General features: G+C 64.7%; 15 protein-coding genes. 12 read left to right on the top strand and 3 right to left on the bottom strand.

Annotated elements, in window-relative coordinates:
* Nucleotides 1-55: 55 nt before the first annotated feature.
* The 6 genes from RCI06_RS00900 (at nucleotide 56) to RCI06_RS00875 (ending at nucleotide 7886) form a co-directional block, all read left to right on the top strand.
* Complete coding sequence (locus RCI06_RS00900) at nucleotides 56-1282, top strand: hypothetical protein (protein ID WP_306573650.1); 1227 nt, start codon at nucleotides 56-58, stop codon at nucleotides 1280-1282.
* Nucleotides 1283-1308: 26 nt separating this feature from the next.
* Nucleotides 1309-2760, top strand: a complete 1452-nt coding sequence (locus RCI06_RS00895; RefSeq protein WP_306573648.1) for a hypothetical protein — start codon at nucleotides 1309-1311, stop codon at nucleotides 2758-2760.
* A gap of 175 nt (nucleotides 2761-2935) precedes the next feature.
* Entirely contained in the window at nucleotides 2936-3175 is a 240-nt protein-coding gene (locus RCI06_RS00890) for a polymer-forming cytoskeletal protein (protein WP_306573646.1), read from the top strand.
* Nucleotides 3175-3714: a hypothetical protein gene (locus RCI06_RS00885; protein ID WP_306573644.1), complete on the top strand. Its 540-nt coding sequence runs from the start codon at nucleotides 3175-3177 to the stop codon at nucleotides 3712-3714. The genes RCI06_RS00890 and RCI06_RS00885 overlap by 1 nt, the downstream gene beginning before the upstream one ends.
* 144 nt (nucleotides 3715-3858) lie before the next feature.
* Entirely contained in the window at nucleotides 3859-4437 is a 579-nt protein-coding gene (locus RCI06_RS00880; RefSeq protein WP_101550329.1) for a sugar O-acetyltransferase, read from the top strand.
* A gap of 119 nt (nucleotides 4438-4556) precedes the next feature.
* Nucleotides 4557-7886, top strand: a complete 3330-nt coding sequence (locus RCI06_RS00875) for an ATP-binding protein (protein WP_306573642.1) — start codon at nucleotides 4557-4559, stop codon at nucleotides 7884-7886.
* A 69-nt stretch (nucleotides 7887-7955) separates the two neighbouring features.
* Here the strand turns inward: RCI06_RS00875 and RCI06_RS00870 are convergent, their stop codons facing one another.
* Both RCI06_RS00870 and RCI06_RS00865 read right to left on the bottom strand, forming a co-directional pair.
* Nucleotides 7956-8837, bottom strand: a complete 882-nt coding sequence (locus RCI06_RS00870; protein ID WP_306573640.1) for a hypothetical protein — start codon at nucleotides 8835-8837, stop codon at nucleotides 7956-7958.
* Nucleotides 8838-8973: 136 nt separating this feature from the next.
* Entirely contained in the window at nucleotides 8974-13203 is a 4230-nt protein-coding gene (locus tag RCI06_RS00865) for a hypothetical protein (protein ID WP_306573638.1), read from the bottom strand.
* A gap of 230 nt (nucleotides 13204-13433) precedes the next feature.
* Here RCI06_RS00865 and RCI06_RS00860 point away from each other — a divergent pair, with 230 nt between their 5' ends.
* From RCI06_RS00860 to RCI06_RS00840, 5 genes are all read left to right on the top strand, one after another.
* Entirely contained in the window at nucleotides 13434-15167 is a 1734-nt protein-coding gene (locus RCI06_RS00860; RefSeq protein WP_101550335.1) for a sensor histidine kinase, read from the top strand.
* 203 nt (nucleotides 15168-15370) lie between these two features.
* Complete coding sequence (locus RCI06_RS00855; RefSeq protein ID WP_121586216.1) at nucleotides 15371-16876, top strand: sugar ABC transporter ATP-binding protein; 1506 nt, start codon at nucleotides 15371-15373, stop codon at nucleotides 16874-16876.
* Nucleotides 16873-17832: an ABC transporter permease gene (locus RCI06_RS00850; protein ID WP_101550340.1), complete on the top strand. Its 960-nt coding sequence runs from the start codon at nucleotides 16873-16875 to the stop codon at nucleotides 17830-17832. The genes RCI06_RS00855 and RCI06_RS00850 overlap by 4 nt, the downstream gene beginning before the upstream one ends.
* Nucleotides 17832-18833, top strand: coding sequence for an ABC transporter permease (locus RCI06_RS00845; protein ID WP_276871536.1), 1002 nt, complete (start codon nucleotides 17832-17834; stop codon nucleotides 18831-18833). Before RCI06_RS00850 ends, RCI06_RS00845 begins: the two co-directional genes overlap by 1 nt.
* A 106-nt stretch (nucleotides 18834-18939) precedes the next feature.
* Nucleotides 18940-19989 (top strand): substrate-binding domain-containing protein, encoded by a 1050-nt coding sequence (locus tag RCI06_RS00840; protein WP_306573634.1) that lies wholly within the window; start codon nucleotides 18940-18942, stop codon nucleotides 19987-19989.
* Nucleotides 19990-20097: 108 nt separating this feature from the next.
* Here the strand turns inward: RCI06_RS00840 and RCI06_RS00835 are convergent, their stop codons facing one another.
* The gene (locus RCI06_RS00835; protein WP_121586219.1) at nucleotides 20098-21132 is read right to left on the bottom strand and encodes a substrate-binding domain-containing protein; all 1035 of its coding nucleotides are present in this window, start codon (nucleotides 21130-21132) and stop codon (nucleotides 20098-20100) included.
* 177 nt (nucleotides 21133-21309) lie between these two features.
* Between RCI06_RS00835 and RCI06_RS00830 the strand changes: the two genes are divergently transcribed.
* Entirely contained in the window at nucleotides 21310-22824 is a 1515-nt protein-coding gene (locus tag RCI06_RS00830) for a response regulator (protein ID WP_256151878.1), read from the top strand.
* The last annotated feature ends 2 nt before the right edge of the window (nucleotides 22825-22826 follow it).

Below are 22826 nucleotides of genomic sequence, written 5' to 3'. Positions count from 1 at the left end.
ATATCTGCACGGACCGCCGCGCGGCGGTCCAGAACAATAACAGGAGGGAAACCCTATGAGAAAGCTATTATCCGGCGTGCTGGCCGTGCTGCTGGCCGTCTCGGCGGCCGTTCCGGCTCTGGCCGCCAAGGCCGACGAGGTGCACATCTCCACCGTCAACGGCGCCATCTATTTTGACGACGGCGAGACCGTCGCCAAAAACCCGGACGGCGAAGGCGTCCCCAACACCACCGTCTATCTGGTCCTGGACACCCTGGACATCGTCCCCGGCGACCTGGCGGCGGGCCAGTTCCCGGAGGACGGCGGCGGCCTGTTCGCCGGCTGGAGCGGCGCGGGCCGGGAGGCCCTTTTGGAGGCGTTCTTTGACAAGGACCTTTTCAAATTCAAGGCGGGCAGGGGAGACGACGACAAAAAGATCATCGAGTCGATGTCCATCGCCGAGAAGCGGGTCACCGGCGGGGCGGGCAGGGACCGCGCCGTCAAGATCGTCATCAAGGACGATTACACCGACACGGAATACAAGCTCTCCCCCGAATTCACCTTCACCGCGAGGTGCGACATGGTGTATGAGTCCGGCGGCAGGCTCGTGGAGTCGAAGAACGGGACCGCCGGCTCCTCGGGCGTAAACGGCATCAGCAAGGGCACCAAGTACGTCATCTCCGCCTCCGCCCTCAAAAACGGCCCCGGCGCGGGCACCGTCCCCGGCGCTTCGCTCGAAGGCGCGATCTATATCGGCAACCGCACCGAGCGAGGCGGCGACCAGGACTGGATGGCCGGACAGGGGGGTTACGTGGTGAAGCCGGAGAGGAACGAGGACAACACGGTCACCTGGGAAAATGAGAACCATGCGATCGCAAAGCTCGAATTCTACGCGGATTCCGAGACCAAAAAGTATTATCCGAAGCTGTCCACCAGGTGGGACGACCGGGATTACGCCGAGCTGTTCGCCGACCAGGACGCATTCATCTTCGATTTCGTCGGGAACCCGTCCATCTCCTCGACCATCCGCCCCATGCTCACCCTCTACAACCCCTACTACGACTGGGACGAGGAGGAGCTGACCGCGGACCTTGAAAACATCCGCATCTATGAGGTTCAAGACGGCGAGCTGATCGACGCGACCGCGGCGTTCCGGCACGGCGAGGACGAGGACGGCAACGACGTCTTCACCCTCAAAACCCGCACGCTGGGCACCTACATCTTCGTTGAAAAAACACTGGCCGGCGAGTCGCCCGCCGCGGAACCCTCGGGTGAAAAGGAAATCCCGAACACCGGGCGCTGACCGACTTTATTGAAGGAGGAACTCTCATGAAGAAGCTCTTATCCATTGCGCTGGCGGCGGCGCTCGCCCTTTCGGCGGCGGTCCCCGTCTCGGCCGCAGGCGGCGCCGGCGCCGAAAAGGACGCCCTCGGCTATTTTACCGGGGCGATCAACGATTCCCAGTACACGGACAGCAACCCCTGGACGATCGGCCGGAGGGTCATCGTGGAGAAGGCGGACAACGCCAAGCACGAATCCGGGCACCTCGACACCGTCGTCTATGCCGGCGACCCGGGCTACGACCCGGCCAAGGACACCCTGAACGCCGGCTGGCACTATGCCGAGGGGGTAAACGGCGACTATTACACACCCAACGACCGGCTGAACGACCTGATCAAGCCCGGCGAAACGCTCTACCTGACCCTCAACCCCTTCTGGGTCTACCTCAAGTCGGACTTCCCGACCGTCGGGGACCTGCAGGACGCCGCAGGCACGCTGGAGGGGCGGTCGATCTTCGACTATGACGACTACCTCGACGTGAAAATCAAGAAGGGCGACAACGCGAAATACATCGAGTCGATCAAGCTCGTCGACAGGGAGTTTGACGCGGCGGACATCGAATTCCTGACCGACCCGTCGACGGACGGCCTGCCGGGCTATGCCGCCGGTCCCGGCATGAACGCGCATGACCGCTCCTACTACGCGCAGGTCCGGCTGAAGGATTTCCAGCAGGACAAGGAGGCCGGCGTGACCTTCAAGCTCGAGATCAAGGTCAAGAAGGACATCGACCTGAGGGGGGCGCAGGCCGCCTGGGGCAACGCCTGGTTCGGGCTCTATCCCCCCGAGAGTTACTGGCTTCCCGAGGATGTGACCACCCTCGTCCCGGGCGTCGACGTGATCCCCAAGGGCACCAAGATCACCCTTGAGAGCGACCGGCTGTGGATCAACAACCTCGTGGTGGACGCGGACGCGGACTTTGCCGCCGGCGACCGCGGGCTGATGGTCAAGCCCTCCAAAAATGACGACAACGAGATCACCTGGGAGAACGACGGCGGCACCATCGCGCGCGCCACCTTTTTGGGCGACAGCGACCCCGGCAAATTCTACGCCAAGCTCTCCACCCGCTGGGATTCCGGGATCCTGGACGGCCGGTTCGCGGATACCGACGCCTGCGTCTATGCGTTTTCCGGTAAGCCGACGATGACGGGCGTGACCCGCGTCAAGCTGGAGCTGGCCAATCCGTTCGTCGGCCGCGACGGCGAAGAGCTGATCGATCCGGAGGAGATCCGGATTTACCAGCTGATCGATGAAGACACGCTGGAGGACGTCACCGCTGAGTTCCGCTATACCGGGAACGACGGGGGCGACCTGATGTTCACCGCGAAGGACCGCACCTTCGGGACCTACGTCTTCTCTGCCGACGCGGCCGCAAAGGCGCGGGAGGAGGCCGGCAGGCCCCTGCGCGTCCCGACCGGCATCATGCTTTCCTCAAGGGCCTGAGCCCATATGGATAGGCCCCTCCGCCGTCTCTCCAAGCCTCTGTCCAATGGCGGAGGGCCGTGCGGAATGACCGGCCGGCGGCGCGGCGCGCCCTCTTGCCGCGCCGCCCGGCCGGCATTTCCCCCGGGCGCGGAACGGCGCCCGCATGACAAAATGAATCAGGGAGGCGTCCGCAGTGGAACAGGAAACGTTCATCAACTGGGAAAGGCGAAGCGTCATCGGCGCGCGCGCCCGGCTGCGCGGAAACATCGCCTGTCCGGCGCTGGAGGTGTACGGGGAGGTTGCAGGGGAGATCTCGGCCGAGGGGACCGTTCTCCTGCATCCGGGCGCGAGAGTCACCGGGAGCCTGCGGGCGGGACAGGTCGTCCTGCGGCCGGGCGCCGTGTTGACGAAAGCTCAGGGAGGGAGCCTGTGATGAAAAAGGACGGTTTGCCGGATTACGCGGCCCTGATGGTGGTGGGGGTGGACGCCTACCAGCTGGGCGTCCCGGAGGGGCGGCTGTTCAACTGCTATCTGGAGTCCTACATCCCGTTTTACGGGTTCATGGACCTCTTCCTGCGCATCGACCAGATTCTGGACGCGCTGGACCACCCGCAGGCGACGTTCGAGCGCCGCTGGCTGTCCGGGCGGGATCTGGACAACATGGCGGCCAAGCCCCCCGTCTTCCTGCCGAAATCCTCTCTGGTGCGGTATTGGGAGCCGGGCGAGCTCAAGAAGATTCTCTCCGCCAAGACCCGGTTTTATATCCGGGTGCTCTTTCGCCAGAACGCCACCTGGCAGGGCAGCGTGGAGTGGCCCGAGGGCAGGCGCAGGGTGAACTTCCGAAGCGTGCTGGAGCTGGGCGAAATGCTTCTGGAGACGCTGGAACGGATGGACAAACCGGGCAGATGGGTCTCAAGGCGGCCTGTGGACGGAGAACGGCTTCTCCGCGGCAGCCGCCCCGCAGGGGAATGACCGCCGAAGGACCGCGTGGATTTCGATCCATGCGGCCTTTTCTGCGTTTCCCGCGCCCTGCGAAATGGATTGAAACGGTCGGGCGGATGTGATAAGCTGGAGAAAACGGGGAGGGACCCCCCTCCCGGAAGGAAGGCGGAAGAGATGGATATTCTGGAGAGGGACCGCGCGGGACTTCCTGTCTCGCTGGAGGACCCCGATTACGGGGTCATCAATGAGATCATCCGGGAGGCCCACCGGCTCTCCGCGGAGCTGAATATGGGCTATCACACCCCGGAGCAGGTGCGCGCGTGGTTCGCACGGCTCACCGGGACGCCGATCGACGAGACGCTGCGCCTCTGCCCGCCCTTTTACGCAGGGTTCGGAAGGAACATCCGGGTGGGCCGCCGCGTCTTCATCAACACCGGCTGCACCTTTATGGACCGCGGCGGCATCGAGATCGGGGACGACGCGTTCATCGGGCCGAACGTCAGCCTCATCACGACCAACCACGCGGCCGACCCGGCGATGCGCAGGTGCACGGTTTCGCGGCCCATCCGCCTGTGCGGGAACGTCTGGATCGGGGCGGGCGCGATCGTGCTGCCCGGCGTCACCGTGGGGGAAAACGCGATCGTCGGCGCGGGCGCCGTGGTGACGAGGGACGTGCCGCCCAACGCCGTGATGGGCGGGAATCCGGCCCGGCTGATCAAGTTCCTCGGCAGGGACGGGGAGGCCGAACGGTAGACCGTTCCCCGCAAAGCGCGGACGCGGTTCCCGCCCGGCTCCCTTGACGGGCGGGAAACAATCAAGTATCATGGGAAAGGATATCCGCTTTTCAGCCGCGGAGGAAAGGTCGGGAGGCATTGGAAAATCAGAGGGACGCGCATGTCCGGCGCCATGAGGAGGCCAAGGCCCTCGCCAGCCGCTTGATGCACATGCATTACTGCGACGGCGACGCCGGGGGCGTGGCCTCCTTTTTTGCACCGCAGTTCACCTGGCTGGGCGCGGGGGAGGAGCAGTACCTCGCCGACCGCGGCGCGGCGGCGGAGATGTTCCGGCGGTTCGGCGGAGCCATCCCCCGCTGCGACATCCGGGACGAGGAATACGACGTGATCGAGCCGGCGCCGGGGGTCTATGTGGTGACGGGGCGGATGTGGATCACCACCGCGCCCGGCGTGAAGATGTACCTGAAGGTGCACCAGCGGGTGACCTTTGTTTTCCAGGAGACGCCGGACGGCCTGCGCTGCGCGCACATCCACTGCTCCAACCCCTATCAGGAGATGGTGGAGGAGGAGCTCTTCCCCGAAAAGATCGGCCGCCAGTCCTACGACTTCGTACAGGAGCGGCTTGCCGCGCTGGAGGCGCAGACGGTCCAGCAGAACCGCCAGATGGAAGTGGTCATGAGCTCGATCGCCGGCGGGCTGAAGATCAGCCGGGACGACGAAACCTACTCCTTCGCCTTTGTCAGCCGGGAGGCGGCCACGCTCTTCGGATACACGGTGGAGGAATTTATGGAGGCCAGCGGCGGAAGCGCCGTGGGCGCCGTCTATCCGCCCGACCTCGCGCACGCGCTCGCTGACTGCGCCGAGGCGTTCCGGGACGGCGGGCTCTCCTATTCCACCCGTTACCGGGTGCGCTGCAAGGACGGCAGCCTCAAATGGATCATCGACAGCGGGAAGAAGGCCCGGGACGCGGAAGGCAACTGGATGGTCAACAGCCTCTACCTCGACGTGACCCAGGCCGAGGAGGACTCCCAGCGCCTCCGGGAGCAGACCGCGCTGCTCACCAGCATCTACGACACCGTCCCCTGCGGGATCATCCGCTTCGTCCGCCGCAAAGGCGGGGCGTGCGACCTGATCTCCCTCAACCGGGCGGCGCTCTCCCTGCTGGGATACGGAAGCATGGAGGAGGGCCTGCGCGACTGGCACGGCGGCGTGCTCGGCTCGGTGCTGGAGGAGGACCGCGTCATGCTGCGGAAGACCTACCTGCTGCTGCACGAGGTGGGGGACCGCCAGGACCGGGAATACCGTGCGCGCTGGCGCGACGGCTCGGTCCACTGGCTGGAGGGCACCAACATGATCGTCGGCCGGACGGAGGAGGGGGACGCGGTCATCCAGCGCACTATGATCGATATCACACCGCGCAGGGCCCTCCAGCAGCAGCTCGAGCAGGAGCAGGAGATGTACCGCGTGGCCATGGAGTCCAGCTCCGACACGCTGTTCGAGTACCTTGTGGATTCCGACACCTTCATCAGCTACGAGCCGCAGCACGGGCAGGGGATCATCCGCCGGGAGATCCGCGACTATTCGCGGAGGCTGCGGGACGAAACGTTCATCCACCCGGAGGACGTGCCAGCCACGCTCGACAACATCTGCAACGGGCGGGGCGAAATGTTTGAGATGCGGGTCGTCACGCCCGGGGCCGCCCCCGGCGATTACCGCTGGCACCGGGTGAGCAGCCGTCCCATCCTGCGGGAGGGGCGGCTCAGCCGGGTCGTGGGCACGATCCGGGACATCCACAGCATGAAGGAGACGCTTTCGGAAAACAGCGAACGCCTGCACATGAGCCAGTCGGCCCTGCAGGCGATCAGCGGCATGTACGTGAGCATCTTTTACGTCAACCTGACCGCGAACGAGTACTACGCCGTGCGTCTGCCGCAGGCGAGCGACGCGATGGCCTTTCCGCGCACCGGCAGCTTCACCGGGGACCTGTGCGAACGGCTGCTCCCCCATGTGGCGGAGGGCGACCGCCCCCGCGTGGCGCGGCTGTGCGACCGGGAGCGCCTGCTCGGGGAATTTTCGCGGATCAGCGGCCACTCGGAGGCGGAGTTCCACCGGAACGCGTCGGACGGCACCGCGTCGCCCTGGCTGCGGCTGGAGATCCACCCGGTTTCGACGGAGGGGGCGGAGACCAGGACCGCCATCGTCACCCTGCGCAACATCAGCGGGGAGAAGCGGCGGGAGCTGGAGCGTCAGGCGGAGGACCAGGCGGCCAAGCGGGCGCTGGAGGAGGCGTATGAGGGCGCCCGGCGGGCGAACCACGCCAAGTCGGAGTTTCTCTCCCGGATGAGCCACGACATCCGCACGCCGATGAACGCCATCCTCGGCATGACCTCCATCGCGGAAAAGCAGTTGGGCGACCCGGACAAGCTCGCCGACTGCCTCGGGAAGATCCGCATATCGGGAAATCACCTGCTGGGACTCATCAACGAGGTTCTGGACATGTCCAAGATCGAGTCGGGCAACGTCAGCCTCAGCGAGAACACCTTCCTGGTCAGCGACACGCTGAACACCGTCATGCAGATCATCCGCTCCGACGCGGAAAGCAAGGAGCAGCAGATCGTCCTGCGCTCCGACCTGCGCCATGACGCGGTCCACGGGGATTTCATGCGGGTCCAGCAGATCTTGCTGAACCTGCTGTCCAACGCGGTGAAATATACCGGGACGGGCGGCCACATCTCCCTGACGGCGGAGGAACGGGTGTCGGGCCGCAGCGGGGTCGGCTGCTTTGAATTCACCGTGGAGGACGACGGCATCGGTATGCCGCCCGAGTTCCTCGATAAGCTCTTCACCCCGTTCGAGCGGGCGAAGGACGCCCGCGTGAGCGGGGTCCAGGGGACGGGGCTGGGCCTTGCCATCACCCACAATCTGGTACAGATGATGAACGGAACCATCCGGGTGGAGAGCCAGCCGGACAAGGGTACCCGGTTCATCGTGACCATCTTCCTCAAGCTGGCGGGGGAGGACGCGCGGGAGGCGGGATCCTGTTCCGGCTCTCCGGCGCGGCAGGGGGAGGCGTTCCCTCCCGGCACGCGGCTTCTTCTGGTGGAGGACAACGACCTCAACCGGGAGATCGCCCGGGAGCTTCTGGGCATGGCCGGGCTGGAGATCGCCTGCGCCGAAAACGGCAGGCAGGCGGTGGACCTCTTCGCCTCCCATCCGCCGGGCGCCTACGCCCTCATCCTGATGGACATCCAGATGCCCGTCATGGACGGCTACGAGGCCACGAAGGCGATCCGGAGGCTGGCCGGCGAGGGGAGGCCGGACGCCGCGGACATCCCCATCATCGCGCTCACGGCCAACGCCTTTGCCGACGACGTCTACCGCGCCCGGCAGGCGGGCATGAACGAACATGTGACCAAGCCGCTGGAGATCGACCGGCTGCTCGAGACCCTGCACCGCTGGATCGGCTGAACAGGCCGCCCGGTGGGTGAAAAAAGGGCCGCGTGAACTTTTGTTCACGCGGCCCTTTTGGGTTTGGGGTCAGAGCGTCTCCCGGTCGGAGAGGAGCAGCAGGCGCAGAAAGCTGCCGGTCAGATAGAGCGCAAAATCGGCCTCCGCGGCGTTCGCCGAGTCGTCGTGCTTGACGTGCTCGTTGTTGAATTTGGCGTAGTAGGTGAGCAGGGTCGTGTAGAGATTTCGCAGCTCGGCCGACAGCCCCCGGTCGGCCAGCTCGCTCCCGATCAGGGAGAACTGGTTTTCCAGCGACTTTTCGTTCTGGTAGCGCTGCTTGCAGAAGAGTTCGAGCGAGAGCCGCAGGCAGTCGATCGCCTTGCGGGTGCGGTCCCCGTGCAACAGGAGCCTGAGGGCCTCCCGGTACTGCTCCCGCGCCTTCGGGTAGGCGTCCAGCCAGCCGAGCACGTCGAAGACGAGCGCCCGGTCGAGAAACGGCTCGGTCGCGGGATAGAAGGCGTAGCGGCCGCCTTCCAGCCGGCAGAGCGCCGCGCCGATTCCCGAGAGCTTGAGCGCCTCCGCAATTTTGAGGGCGAGGCGTTTTTTCTGCTTGTCGCCGCGTCCCGGGCTGTCCAGCAGGCGTTCGAGAATTTGCAGCCAGAGATAGAGGTCGGATTCCTCCCGCAGCTCAAACTCCGCCAGGAGGGTGCACAGGTTGGAATTCTGGAAGCCGAGGTGGAACGCCTCCTCCCGGTAGCCCTGCCCGAGCATGTCGCAGATATCCATGTAATCCGCCAGGTAGTCTTCGGAGTTCCCGTAATACTCGATCAGCGCGGTGATGCAGCGCATCTGGAACTTCTCATGGCCGTCCGTCCCGCTCGCGTCCGGAAAACGCAGCAGGAAGGATTCCCTGCGCTTCATCCGTTCGGAGTGCTCGCCGTCCGCCAAAACCTGCCGTACCTTTCCGCCCATGAAATACACCCGCCTTTTTGGAAGTTCCTGGTGCCCAAATCATACCATGCGGGGCCCGCGAATGCAAGCTCCGGCGCGCCGGGATGCGAAGAGGCCCCGCGGGAATTCCGCGGGGCCCCGGGCTTCAAAACGCCGGTTATTCGCTGAAGTGCCGGTAGAGGAAGTAGCCGCCCGTCCCGGCCCCGGCCGCGATGAGCGCGATCACCAGTACGACCGCCCAGGGGGCGAAGCCCTTGCCCGCGGGCTTTTCCTCCGGTTCGTCGACCTCGGGGACCGCCTCGGGGACCGGCTTGGCGGTGACCTGACGGTTGCCCTCTTCCTCCTCGTCGTCCGGTTTGCTCTCCTCCGGCTCCGGCTCGGAGATGGCGCCGCCCGTCGAGCCGCCGGTACTGCCGCCGCCGTAGTTGACGGGGAGGGTCACCGGCGTGTAATCCTGCGTGCCGCCGCCGGTGACCGGGTTGACCTTGTACTGCTCCTCGTAGGCGTCGTCGTCCCAGTCGTACTCCATCTCGTAGCCGGTGTCGAGGTCGAGCTCGGTGTCGGAGATGATGTAGGTGCCGAGCTGGCGGGTCCGGATGGTCCAGCCCTCGATGGCGTAGGCGTCGTCCGAGTAGGTGAACCGGTCGGTCACGTCCTCCAGGTCGCCGTATTTGTCCACCTGGTAGATGTAGACGTCGCGCGGGTCGGGATGGTAGTCGCTGTCCTCGTCCCACGGGATGCCCAGCGTCAGCCAGGCGCGGGAGGTGCTCGGGATTTCCGGGTTGCCGATGAAGTTGTAGAACCAGAGGTCCGCGTCCACCGGGTCGCCGTAATCGGTGTAGATATCGATGTCCGCCTTGGTGGAGAGGCGCGCGTAGAACGCCTTGGCGTTGTCGTCCGCGTGGTATTCCAGCGCGGCGCGGTCGTCGCCCCACACAAAGGTGTTGTACTCGTTGGATTCGGGGTCGATGTAGATGCGGTCGCCCACATCCGCGTCCTCGTCCGAACCGCTCTTCTTGGTGTTCTCGATCCACATCGTCAGATCGAGGGTCGCGGTGTCGCCCGCCTGCCAGGGGCCGCCCTTCGAGGCGTCGAGCGTCTTGCGCGCCTTGAAGGTGATGGTGGCGCGGGCCTTTTTCTCCTCGGTGGCGGTCGAATCCTTGAGCACCACCTTGAGGTAGCTGCCGCGGACGCCGTCCTCCTTGAGCCGCTTTTCATCCACCTGGGTGATCGAGCTGATGAGGCTCTTGCCGTCCCCGTCCTTGTCGACCGACAGGCGGAAGAGGTCGTCGTCCGCGAGCTGGCTGGCCAGCGCGACGGGGGCGGGGGAGAGACGGCTGTCGAGCGTCGTGGGCAGGTCGTAGCCGTTTTCCCCGAGCTTGATGTAGAAGGTCTGGCCGGGCGTGACGCCGTCCAGCACCAGCCTGCCCTCGCTGGCGATTGCGCGGATGTGGAAGGCGTCGCCGTCCTTGTCCTCGAGCACCGCGCCCTCCTCGTCCTGCACGGCGATGGGCGCGTGGACCCTTCCGGCGCCGCTGGGCGTGGGCGGGACGGCCGAAACCGTACCGGACAGCGCGAGGTCCCCGTTCACGGAGATCGCCAGCGAGTCGCCCGAACGGAGCGGGGAACCGATGCCGTTGCCGTTATTCTTGACCTGGAGCTGGCTGCCCAGGCTCATGTCCCGTACAGAGAGCGTGACCGTGGGATCTTTGTCCAGCTCGGCGTAGACATAGCCGGCGTCCTTTTCCGAAAGGGCCGTGAAGGTGCTTCCCGTACCGTCGGAGTTCGGGTAGAAGGCGCCGCGCGCCGTGACGGTCGCGTTCGGGATATCGGCGAGCGTCACCTTCCGGTACTGCGCGAAGACGGGGGTGATCGCGGTGACCGGGTAATCCATCTTCACCTCCACGCCGTTACTGCTGAACTGGCTGTAGGCGGTGGTACCCGCTGCCGCGCCGCCCGCGACCGCGAGGCTTTTGAGGAAGTAGCCGGCCGGCGGGTCCGCCTTGATCGTGACGGTGCTTCCGAGCGCGACCGTACTGCCGTTTGTGACCGCGCCGCCGCCCTCCTTGGCTGTGACGGTGATCGTCCCCTTACCCGAAGCGGGCGCGGTCCAGGTGACCGCCGGGTTGCCCGGGTCGTCCTGGTAGGCGACGGAAAGCGCGGTGATATCGGCTTTCACATGCTCGACCGTGACCTTGTTTTCCCCGGCTTTGGGCGTGTAGTCCTGCGGAGCCGTCTCGCCGTTTCCGGTGACGGCGACCTTTTCAAGCAGGCGGCCGGCTGGCGGCGTCACCTCAATGGTGATTGTGCTGTCGTAGGGCACGTCGCCGCCGGTGGAAATGGCGTCGCCCGACTTCACGGTGATCGAGCCCGCCGGGGGAGCGGTCCAGCTAATCCTGGGCCGGACCCCGTTCACGGTGGGGGTGATGGCGGTGACCGCCGCCCGGACAAAGGGGATTTTGAAGCTGCCGTCCGCGCCGGGGACGTAGTCCGCCGGAGCCGACCCGCCCTCCTGCGCGACGGTGACCTTCTCGACGGATTTTCCGTCGGGGGCGGAGACGCCGACGATCAGACTGGCGTTGTAGGGAACGGTGAGATCGCCGCTTTTGTCGGCGGTCCCGTTTTCGGGTTTAACCTCGACGGTGACGCCGGTTTCCGGGGCGGGGTTCCATTTGACCTGCACGTCGGTCGAGACAAGCACGGCCTCCACCTTGAGGACGCCGCTGAGGATGTCCTCCGCCGTGACCGCGTAACCGAACGCGTTGTCGCCGCTCTTGGCGGCCGCCTTCCCATTGACGGTGACCGACTGGACCGCCTTCCCGGCGTCCGCGGGCATGACGGTGAAGGTGAGGGCGTCGCCCTCGGCCACGGCGTCGGTGTTCTGGAGGGGCGTGCCGCCCCTGCCGACCGCGACCGAAGCGCCCGTGGCGGCGGAGGAATCCACCGTCACCGGCGCGGAGGCGATGAAGGCGGGCTCGATGATGATGCCTTTCAAGTCGTCGGTCTGGACGGTGTAGCTGGCGGTATTGCCGCTGACCGCCGCCGCGCCGCCGTTGACGGAAACGGATTTGAGCTGGTATTTTTCACCGGGCGCGGCGGTGATTGTGAGGGTGTCGCCCTCCTTGAGCGTGAGCGCGCCCGAAAGGACCCCGGAGGCGTCGACTGCGATGCCGTTGACGGCCGTGACCGCGCCGCCCGCGGCGGGCTGATTCACGGAAACCTGTACGGTGGGAATCCCGTTGGAGCCCTCGCCGCCATTGTCCGGCTTCGAGTTTTCACTGGGGTTGGGAGCGGGCTTCTCGGCAAAGACGGCCTCGGCGGATACGGCCCCGTTCACCGTGAGGGTATAGGGGGTTTCAGCGATCTGCACGCCGCCGATCAGGAAGTGGCTGAAGGTGTGCGTTTCATCCGCCTGTGCGGTCAGAGTGACCCGCGTACCGGCCGTTACGGGGCCGGAGAGGGGCGCGCCCGTCTCGTCGGATGCCGCGGCGCTGCCGCCCGCGCCCGCCGTGACGGACACGGAATAGGTCTCGGGGGCCTTTTCCGGGAAGGTGGCTGAGACGGTCACGTCGCCGCGCACCTCCATCCCATGGGTGGCGCTTCCGACGTCCGTGCCGTTTATCAGGAGCGCGCCGAAGGTATGGCGGCCATCGGGCTCGGCGGCGATCGTGATCTTCGCGCCGTCCGCGACGAGTCCGGCGTCGTCGATGCCGCTCACCTGGATGCGGCCGCCGACGGGGGGGGCGACCGTCACCGAATGGGTGACCGGGTTGGCGGTGAAGAGGGCGGAAACGACGGTGTCCTTCGTGACCGTGAAGGTGCAGGGGTTGGCGGTCACCTGCGCGCCGTCCACCAGGAAGTGGGAGAATTCGTAGTTATCATTCGCCGCGGCGGCGAGGGTGACGCTGCCGTTGGCCGCGGTCGTGCCGTTCGCGCCGAGCCCGGACGCGGAGATCGTGCCGCCCGGCGCCTGCCGGACGTCCACGGTGTAGGTCAGAATGTCAAAGCTCGCGTGGATCTGCAAGCCGTTGACGGCCTTGACCGTGCCCATTCCGTTCGTGATGACGGGGGCGGGCGTGCCCACGGGCAGGCCGGTCACCGTCAGGGCGCCCAGCGTATGGGAAGCGTCGGGCACGGCGGAAAAAGCCACGTCTACGCCCTCCGGCAGGGTGACCGTGTGGGGCAGGGGCAGGCCGTCGGGTCCTGTCGTGACGGCCTCCGCCGCGGTGTGGGGGGTGCCGTTGATCGTCAGGGTGCCGCCCTCCGCCACGCTGTAGGTGATCGTGACCTTGGGCGTCTCGTCCTCACCTTCGGCGGCGAGCGCCGCGAGGGAGAGATAGCTGCACGAAATCGCAAGCGCGAGCAGCATGGATAGGAGCCGTTTCATAAGCGTTCCTCCCGGTCAGGTTTTGGGGTTGTTGTCAATCCTTGCCTTCTGATTTAATAGTAGCGGATTTGCGGCCGTTTTGTCGCGCTCAATTGTGAATATTTTGTGAATTTTGGGCGATTTCACCAAATTCGGGTCACGGATGGAAATTTGGGGGCGCGGATTGCGGAATTTTGAATTTCTGTTACAATAAGGAAAACGGAAAAATTGGAACTGCGGGTGGCGAGCGGATGAAACATCGGAAAACAGGATTTCTGCGCAGGCTGGTGCTGACCTATTCGGCCTTCCTGCTGGTATTCATGCTGGTGCTGGTGGGCGCAGCCTACCAGTATGTGGTCAGCGTGAGCGAAAAGACCGCCGCGATCAACCAGACGCAGCTGCTCGACAAGATGGTTTCGCAGGTGGACGCCTACCTCTCGGAGATGGACCAGATGGCCCAGCAGGTCAAATCGGATCCCCGCATCATCAACATCTTCAACCGCCTCCAGCAGGACGCCAGCCGGGAGAACTACTTCGATGTGAACATCATGGACAGCATCGACATCGCCAGCGTGCTGACCTCCCACAACGGCCCGAGCATGCCGATCTGGCGGATTAGCGTCTACAACCAGCATGGGGATTTCATCAGCGCGGGCGCGAGCGTCAACCCCGAGAGCCGGGTCTCCGAGACGCTCTATGAGACCGACGTGGGCGCGCAGATGCGCGAGCTGATCGACGGCCGGGCCGGGTATCTGCTGCTCCCGCCCCAGGAGGACCGCTGGTCGGGCACCTATAAGGCCCGGTACACCTCCCTGCTGCGGCCGATCACCAACTTCTACTCCAAGGAGGTCTACGGCATCGTTGAAATCCAGCAGGGGGTCGACCAGCTCGAGAGCTATCTCGCGCTCGACGTGCTGACCGACACGGTCGTCTTCCTCTTCGACGGGGAGGGCAACCAGATCCTCCCGGCCGGCCGGGCGTACAGCGATCTGGATGAGCGGGACTACTACGTGACCGCCAAGCTGTCCGACCAGTACGGCTGGCGGGTCGCGCTCGCGCAGGACCGGCGCTCGATGATGCAGCCCTACCGCTCGATGACCGTCTACCTCTTTATCGGCAGCCTTGTGACGATCATACTGCTCATTCTGGCGGTCTACCTCATCTCCAAGCGGATTTCCGCGCCGCTCATCCGGTTGAGCGACGAGGTGCGCAAGATCTCGATCGATTCCATCCAGGCCGACCTCGTCCCCGACGAGAGCATCGACGAGGTGCGGGAGCTCAACGCCGCCTTCCAGTCGATGCTCAAAAAAATGAACGATTCGGTCGCCTGCGAGCAGAAGGCCTACCTGCTCGCGCTCCAGTCGCAGATGAACCCGCATTTCCTCTATAACTCCCTCTCGACGATCAGCAGCATGGCGATCGAGGCGGGGGAGGACCGCATCGCCGACACCTGCGAGCGGATCTCCCAGATGCTGCGCTACAGCAGCTCCTACAGCAGCGGCGGCGCGACGCTCGGCAGCGAGATCGAAAACGTCCGCAACTACCTCGAGCTGATGAAGCTGCGCTATGAGGAGTATTTCGACTACGACCTCTCGCTCGACGAGCGGCTCGAGGGGATGGCGATCCCCCGGCTGATCATCCAGCCCATCGTGGAGAACTGTTTCGAGCACGCCTTCAAGCAGGTGGAGCCCCCCTGGCGGGTGAGCATCACCTCGCGCATCGAGGGGGATCGCTGGTGTATCTCAGTGGCGGACAACGGCTCGGGCTTTGCCGACGGGGAGATCGACGAGCTCGAGCGCAAGGTCGCCCAGTACAGCGAGGATCTGCCCGCAAACTACAGCGAGCTCAAAATCGGCGGGCTCGGGCTGGTGAACACGATCATCCGCCTCAAGCTGTCGGCGGGGGAGAGCGTCGGATACCGCATCGCGCGCAATTTCCCGCAGGGCACGACCGTGACGCTCAGCGGCAGGTGGAGCGCGAAGTGACGGCGCGGGCTGTCTTTCCATAACGGACAAAAGGCCCGGTTTCCGGTAAACGGAAACCGGGCCTTTTTGTGTTGTTTTGTGTATCCAAACAGTTCTGAATTGTTCATTTACTAATAAACTGGTGAACATTACAATAAAAACAGAAACAGGTGGAGCAGATTGCAGGAATAGCCGCCAGACAGAAAAGCGAGGTGCGAAAACAATTGGCTATCATCGAGATACGCAATATCAGCAAGTCGTTTCCCGGCGTCAAGGCGCTGTCGGACGTGAGCCTCTCGATCGAAGAGGGGGAGGTCCACGCGATCGTCGGTGAAAACGGCGCGGGGAAATCCACGCTGATGAAGATTCTCGGCGGGATGTACCAGGCGGACAGCGGAGAAATTTTCATCCGCGGCGAGAAACAGGAGATCCATTCGATCCAGGACGCGATGAAGGCGGGGGTCAGCGTCATCTACCAGGAGCTGAACCTCATGCCGGAGCTCACCGTCGCGGAGAACATCTTCGCGTCCGGCCTGCCGGTGCACGGCGTGGTGCTGGACATCCGGACGATGAACGCGCGGGCGCAGGAGCTGATCGACAGCATGAACCTGTCCCTCAAGCCGACCGACATGGTCGGGATGCTCAGCGTCTCCCAGCAGCAGATGGTCGAGATCGCCAAGGCGATCTCCCACGAATCGGACATCATCATCATGGACGAACCGACCGGCGCGCTCAACAACCAGGAGGTCGACGTCCTCTACGCCCTCATCCGGCGGCTCAAGGAGAACGGGAAAACGATCCTCTACATCTCCCACCGCCTCAAGGAGATTTTCGATCTGACCGACCGGGTCTCGATCCTGCGGGACGGCCAGTACGTCGCCACCAAAAGGACCGAAGAGCTCACCCACAACGACCTGGTCAAGCTGATGGTCGGCCGCGAGGTGGACCAGTACTACAAATCCTCCGGGCACGAACTCGGGGAGACGGTGCTCGAGGTCAAAAACCTCACCCGCGCCGGGATGTTCGAGGACGTGAGCTTCAGCGTGCGCAGCGGCGAGCTGCTCGGCGTGGCGGGACTCATGGGCTGCGGACGGGAGGAGATCGTCAAGGCGATCTACGGCCTCATCCGTCCGGACGGCGGCACGGTGACCCTCGGCGGGCGGCAGCTCCAGATGAAGGGGCCGCTGCAGGCGATCCGGGACGGCATCGGGTTCGTCACCGAGGACCGCAAGAGCGCGGGCATCTTCGCGCTGATGACGGTGCGGGAAAACCTCACGATGAACATCCTGCGGTCGATCTCCCGCTTCGGGCTCATCAGCGACGCGAAGGAGCAGGAGCTGCTTGAAAATTACAAGAAGCGCATGAACATGAAGTTTTCCTCCCCGGCGCAGCGGATCGTCAACCTCTCGGGCGGCAACCAGCAGAAGTTCCTCTTGGCGCGCGCGCTGGCGAGCGACTGCAAGGTGCTGATCATGCTCGAGCCGACGCGCGGCATCGACGTCGGCGCGAAGGCGGAGATCTACGAGCTGCTCGAGGAGCTCGCGAAGTCGGGACTGGCGATCATCGTGGTCTCCTCCGAGCTTCCGGAGATCATCAGCATCTGCCACCGCACGCTGGTCGTCTTCCAGGGCCGGATCACCGGCAACCTCTCAAAGACGGAGATGGACGAGGTCACGATCATGGAGTGCGCGACCGGAACCTCGGAAAGATTGGACGGTGACAGCATATGAACGACAGGACGAAAAGATTTTGGGCGTGGTGGGACCGTTTCGGCATCCTCGCGATCCTGCTGGCCGTGGGGCTGGTCTTCCTCGCCCTCAACCCGAGGATCGTATCGGTATCCAACCTGACCACCGTGCTCTCCCGCTCGGCCACGACGGGCATCGCGGCGGCGGGCATGACCTTCGCCATCTGCGCGGGCGGCTTCGACCTCTCGGTCGGCTCGATCCTCTCGCTGGTCACCTGCGTGGTGGCCATGAACATCGCCAACATCGGCATGTGGCCGAGCATCCTGCTGGCGCTGCTCGTCGGCGTGCTCTGCGGCGTGGTAAACGGCCTCATCATCACGAAATTACATATCCAGACCTTCGTGGCCACGCTGGCCACCCAGCTCGCCTTCAAGGGCGCGGCGCTCGTCTACAGCAACGGCAAGCGGGTGCTCATGTCGAAAAACAAGGAGATCAAGATCTTCTCCACCTCCAGCATCTTCGGCATCCCCGTGCAGGTGATCCTGGTGGTCGCGGTCTTTGTGATCGCCTACCTCGTCTACCGCCACACCCGCTTCGGCGTCAAGACCCGCGCGATCGGCTCCAATGAGGCGGCCGCCCGCGCGAGCGGCATCAACGTCGACCGCACCCTTATCGCGGTCTTCGTCGTCACCGGACTGACCGCGGCCTGCGCGGGCGTGCTCCAGTCGTCGCGGCTCGCCACCGGCAGCGCGATCATCGGGGACGGGTTCGAGCTCGACGCCATCACCTCGGTCATCCTCGGCGGCACGGCGCTCTCGGGCGGCAAGGGGAACATCTGGGGCTCCTTCATCGGGGCGCTGCTCCTCTCGCTCATCCGCAGCGGGCTGAACATCCTGGGCGTCGACGAGGCGTTCCAGAAGCTCGCAATCGCGGTCGTGCTGCTCTTCGCGCTGTCGATCAGCGGAATCAAAATCATTACCCAGGAGGCGGCGAAGTGATGAAAAAGAAATTACAGATCAATTTCGGCGAACTGGGTATCCTCTACGCGCTGCTCATCTTCTGGCTGATCCTCATCGTGTTCAGCCCCAACTTCCGGAACATCTCGGCCTTCCAGAACATCGTCCGCGAGGCCTCCTTCACCGGGATCTGCGGCGTGGGCATGACCTTCGTCATCATCAGCGGCGACCTCGACCTGTCGGTCGCCTCGCAGGTGGCGCTCTGCTCCTGCGTGCTGACCCTGCTGCTCCCGAAGATGGGAGTCTTTCCGTCGGTCATCCTCATCCTGCTGCTCGGCGCGGTGCTCGGGACCTTCAACGGCGTGCTCATCGCGAAGATGAAGATTCCCGCGTTCATCGCGACACTCGCCATGATGTTCGGCTACCGCGCGCTCGCGCAGATCGTGAACGCCACGCCGGTCGTCGTCGAGAACAAGCTCTTCAAGCTGATGTCGACCAGCTACCTGGCGGGCATCCCGGTACCCTTCATCGTCATGATCATCTGCGGCGTGATCGGGACCGTCATCCTGCGCAAGACCGCGCTCGGCCGCCACACGCTGGCGATCGGCAACTCCCACGAGGCGGCGCGCATCGCGGGCATCAGCATCCCCAGAACGCAGATCCTCATCTACCTGATGGTCGGCCTCTTCACGGCGGCCGCCTCGATCATGATCACCTCCTACCTCGGCTCCTCCAACTACGGCATGAAGGACGGGTTCGAGTTCACCGTCATCTCGGCGGTCGTGCTGGGCGGCACGGCGCTCGTCGGCGGCAAGGGGAGCATCTTTACCACCGCGGTCGCCGCCATCTTCCTGGCGACCATCAAAAGCGGAATGGACGCCTTCCAGATCCAGAGCTATATGCAGCGCATCATCGAGGGCGTCATCCTGATATTCGCATTTTCCATCAACGGCATCCGCGCCTATGTCAACGACTTTCTGGTCAAGTCCCGCTCCCGCAGGGAACTGGACGAACGGCGGCGCGGAAGCGCGGCGGGCGCCTGAAGCCGCGCAGTTCACCAAGAAGGAGGGATGCGTGCCCGGCGTGACCTGTTCATCCGCAGAAATCAACCGAGAAAACAAAATGAAAAGATTGGGAGATGGATTATTCATGTTAAAGAAGACCCGAATCCTCGCTCTGGTACTCTGTTTTGCAATGGCGATTTCCCTCGCGGCCTGCTCGTCCGACAGCGGCACGGCTCCGGCCCCGAGCACGGCGGCCCCCGCGGCTCCCGCGGCACCCGCCGACGAAGCGCCCGCCGAGACCCCGGCTGAAACCGTCGGCCTCAAATTCGGCTGGTCGGTCTACGACAACCAGCAGGAATTCTTCCAGAGCATGACCGCCGGCGTCGAGGAGAAGGCCGCGGAGATGGGCATCCAGGTCATCCTCCACGACCAGCAGAACGACGAGACCGAGATGGTCAGCGGCGCGACCCGCCTGATCAACGACGAAGGCGTCGACGCGCTCGTGATCTCCCCCTGCAAGCCCGAGGCGCTCAGCTCGATCGTCGAGCTCGCCAAGCAGAAGAGCATCCCCGTCATCATCTGCGACATCGGAGACGGCGGCACCGATAAGGACGCCATCATCGTTTCCGATATGTACGGCGGCGGCCGGATGGCCGGCAAATACGCCCTCCAGCTGCTTAAAGCGGCGGGCACCGCCAGCAAGAACTACGCCGTCATCCGCTGCGAGGCTTCTGCGGTCTACGCCGCGCGCCGCCCCGAGGGCTTCAAGGACGTCATGAACGACGCGGGCTACACGATGGTCCAGGAGCTCACCGCCGACAGCGACCAGACCAAGGGCTATGAGGCGATGCAGGACATCCTTGCCGCCAACCCGGACATCGCCGCGGTCTTCGCCGCCAACGATCCGATGGCGCTGGGCGCGATGGAAGCGCTCCAGGAAGCGGGCCGTTCCGACGTGCTCCTCTTCGGCTTCAACGGTGACGCGGGCGCGCTGGAAGCGATCGCTGCCGGCACCATGCAGGGCACCGTCGCGCAGGACCCGAAGGGCATCGGCGCTCTGGGCGTCGAGCTGGCGAACACCCTGTGCACCGGCGGTTCCCTCTCCTATGACGACGCGACCAACAAGGAGATCTTCGCAGCCGTCCAGATGATCGGCAAGGACGGCGAGGTCCTCACCGACCTCACCGCCGACTGATTCTTCGCAGAACACAAAAAGGGATGGGGGCTTCACGCCCCCATCCCTGAACCTGTTTAAGCCCCCGGCCCCAGTGCCGCGATGCCCCGCCGCCGTTCTTTCGGGCGGCTAGTAGACGGACTTCCATTCGCCGATGTTGTCCGGGTCGAACTTGACCGGGTCCCCCAGCAGCAGCTCGGTGCCGCCGTCCTCGGCGTCGACCACCACCCGCAGCCCGAGCCGCCCGGCGGTGAGGTTGTCGCCCTCCCGGCCGGTGATCCGGCCGGTCGCAAGCCCGTCGGCGGCGTAGGCGCTGAGGTAGCCGAGGTCGATGGGGTTCCACAGGTACATCCACGGGCAGCTTCCCGATTCGATGTAGGGGGCGATCTCGGAGGGCAGCCCCAGCCCGGTGAAGAGCACGGGGGACTCCTCCTCCTGGAGCGTCTGGCCCACGGCGAGCATCCCCACGACGCTCGGAGAGATGATCACCTTGAGATCGGGGTTTTCCTCGAGCAGCCGCAGCGTCTCCTCACGGGATTTTTCGGGCTCGTCGTCCCCGTAGGCAACGGGCAGCAGCTCAAACTTCGCGTAGACCGACGGGTTCTGCTCGATCTCCCGCTGCATCCATTCGATCCACAGGTTCTGGTTGGTGGCCTGCCGCGTGGCCGACAGGACCGCCGCCTTGCCCTCGCCGTCCGCCATCTTGCAGGCGGCCTGGATGAGCACCCGGCCGATCTTTTCGGGGTCGGCCTGCTGGATGTGGAGCATGCGGCTCTCCCTGTTGACGGCCGAGTCGAGCGAGAGAACCGCGATCCCCTCGTCCATCGCGCGCTGGAGGGCGTCCTGCAGCTCGTCCGAGTCGTTGGCCGCGATGACGATCGCGTCCACCTTCCGGTCGATCAGCGCGTCGATGATGTCGATCTGGGCCTGCGCGGTATAGGAGTCGGGGCCCATGCAGAGCGCCTCGGCGCCGAGCTCCCGGCAGGCGGCGGAAAACCCGTCCGCCATGTTCTGCATATAGGGGTTGGATTTTTCCTTGGAGATGATGGCGTAGACGGGCGGCTCGGGGACGGGCAGGGGCGCTTCGGGCGCGGGCTGCGGCTGGGCGCCGCAGCCGCCGAGGAGCAGCGCCAGAAAAAGGGCGCCGAGAGCGCGGAGTTTCATTGGTAAATCCCCCTTAAGATGTCGATGGATAACAGGCTGTCTTTCATTTTCTGGTTATTATTATAGCTTTTGCGCAAGGCAGATGCAACAAGCGGGCGGAAGGTTGCTTTCCCGCGGCGGGAGCCATATAATGGGAAGCAGAGGACGTGCCCGGACAGCAGGGACGGAGGACTGGATATGATAAAGGTACTGATCGTCGAAGACGAGCCGCCGATCGCACGCGCGGTCAAACAGCTGATCTGCCGCTATTCGGACGCGTTTCAGGTGGTCGGGACCGAGATTAACGGCAGGGCGGCGCTCGAGCGCCTCGGGCGCGGGGAGGTGGACGTGGTGTTCACCGACATCCGCATGCCCGTCATGGACGGCCTCGAGCTGCTGGAAAACATCCAGAGGGACTATCCGGAGGTCGTCACCGTGCTGCTCAGCGGCTACCAGGAGTTCGAGTACGCGCAGAAGGCGGTGCGCTTCCAGGCGTTCGACTACCTGCTCAAGCCGGTCTCGTTTGAAAAGATGTCCGCCCTGCTGGGCAAGCTGGAGATCCTCTGCCGCAACAGGGCTTACCTCAAAAAGCGCGACCAGCTCTCCGGCCTGATCGAGGGCAACGGCGAGGCGTCCGCCGCGCAGGCCGACTGCGTGACGCTGCTCGTGAACGCGGGCGCGATGCCGCTGACCTCCGACGACCTCGAGGCGCCGGGGCGGAAGTTCTGGCGGGAGGTGCGGCTTGAGGAGCTGCTCCGCTCGATCGTGCCCGAACGGGACAGCGTGCTGCCCTTCTCCGGGAAGTCCAAGACCGAGCGGATCGTCGTGATTGAGACGCGCAGCCCCGATTCGGCGCGCGCGGCGATCGAAACGCTCTACCGCCGGCTGACGGAAATGACGCCGCTGCCGATCACCGTCGCGGCGCGTGTGGAACCGGTGCCGATCTCCGAGGTGGCGCAGACGATCAGCGACCTGCGCACCCTGCTCTACCGGGAGATCCGGCTGTGCGCCTCCCAGCTTCTGTGGGACGCGCCGGGCGGCGCCAGGCGTCCGGGGAAGGCGATCCCCCTTTCGAGCTTCCCGGTCAACCGGGTGGTGGAGGCGATCTGCGCGGGCAGCGCGGAGCAGCTTTCCGCCGCGGTTGCAGAAATGCTCGCCGTGTCCGAGCGGGAGGGGCAGACGCAGTTCGACTTCATGCGCCTGCTCGAGACGATCATCGGGGACAGCCGCATCGGGGACAACTCGGAGAGCTATCTTGACGTCAAGACGCGCCTCAGCGAGGCGGTGCTCGGGAGCATGGACTTTGCGTCCCTCGGCGGACGGGTGTCGGAGATCCTCCTCGGGATGCGCCAGAGCGGCGGCGAGGCCAAGAAGAGCCAGGAGGCGGTCGTCGCGGAGATGGAGCAGTACCTGATCGACAACTACGAAAAGCCGATCTCAAACGAGATGCTTGCGAATAAATTCGGCTTCGTGCCCAACTACATCAGCAAAATATTCCGCAGGCACCGGGGCGTGACCCCGTCGGAGTTTTTGACGAAGTACCGGGTGGAGATGGCCATCCGGCTGATGAAGGCCCACCCGGACATGCTGATCAAGGAGATCGCGCAGGCGGTGGGCTATGCGAACCAGTACTATTTCTCCCGCATCTTTAAAAAGGAGACGGGCATGTGGCCGACCGAATATCCCGGCCGGGACGCGGGGGAGGACGGCTGACG

Origin of the sequence: Anaerotruncus massiliensis (ex Togo et al. 2026), from assembly GCF_030825285.1 — a bacterium.
Taxonomy (GTDB): Bacteria; Bacillota; Clostridia; order Oscillospirales; family Ruminococcaceae; genus Anaerotruncus; species Anaerotruncus massiliensis.
Note: the sequence above shows the minus strand (reverse complement) of the source record. Positions and strands in the feature narration are given on the sequence as shown.

Bases quoted from the DNA above. Each gene is read 5' to 3' on its own strand.
- RCI06_RS00840 (WP_306573634.1), top strand. From the start codon at position 18,940: ATGTTAAAGAAGACCCGAATCCTCGCTCTGGTACTCTGTTTTGCAATG.
- RCI06_RS00900 (WP_306573650.1), top strand. From the start codon at position 56: ATGAGAAAGCTATTATCCGGCGTGCTGGCCGTGCTGCTGGCCGTCTCG.
- RCI06_RS00895 (WP_306573648.1), top strand. From the start codon at position 1,309: ATGAAGAAGCTCTTATCCATTGCGCTGGCGGCGGCGCTCGCCCTTTCG.
- RCI06_RS00885 (WP_306573644.1), top strand. From the start codon at position 3,175: ATGAAAAAGGACGGTTTGCCGGATTACGCGGCCCTGATGGTGGTGGGG.
- RCI06_RS00835 (WP_121586219.1), bottom strand. From the start codon at position 21,132: ATGAAACTCCGCGCTCTCGGCGCCCTTTTTCTGGCGCTGCTCCTCGGC.
- RCI06_RS00860 (WP_101550335.1), top strand. From the start codon at position 13,434: ATGAAACATCGGAAAACAGGATTTCTGCGCAGGCTGGTGCTGACCTAT.
- RCI06_RS00850 (WP_101550340.1), top strand. From the start codon at position 16,873: ATGAACGACAGGACGAAAAGATTTTGGGCGTGGTGGGACCGTTTCGGC.
- RCI06_RS00845 (WP_276871536.1), top strand. From the start codon at position 17,832: ATGAAAAAGAAATTACAGATCAATTTCGGCGAACTGGGTATCCTCTAC.
- RCI06_RS00865 (WP_306573638.1), bottom strand. From the start codon at position 13,203: ATGAAACGGCTCCTATCCATGCTGCTCGCGCTTGCGATTTCGTGCAGC.
- RCI06_RS00870 (WP_306573640.1), bottom strand. From the start codon at position 8,837: ATGGGCGGAAAGGTACGGCAGGTTTTGGCGGACGGCGAGCACTCCGAA.
- RCI06_RS00830 (WP_256151878.1), top strand. From the start codon at position 21,310: ATGATAAAGGTACTGATCGTCGAAGACGAGCCGCCGATCGCACGCGCG.
- RCI06_RS00880 (WP_101550329.1), top strand. From the start codon at position 3,859: ATGGATATTCTGGAGAGGGACCGCGCGGGACTTCCTGTCTCGCTGGAG.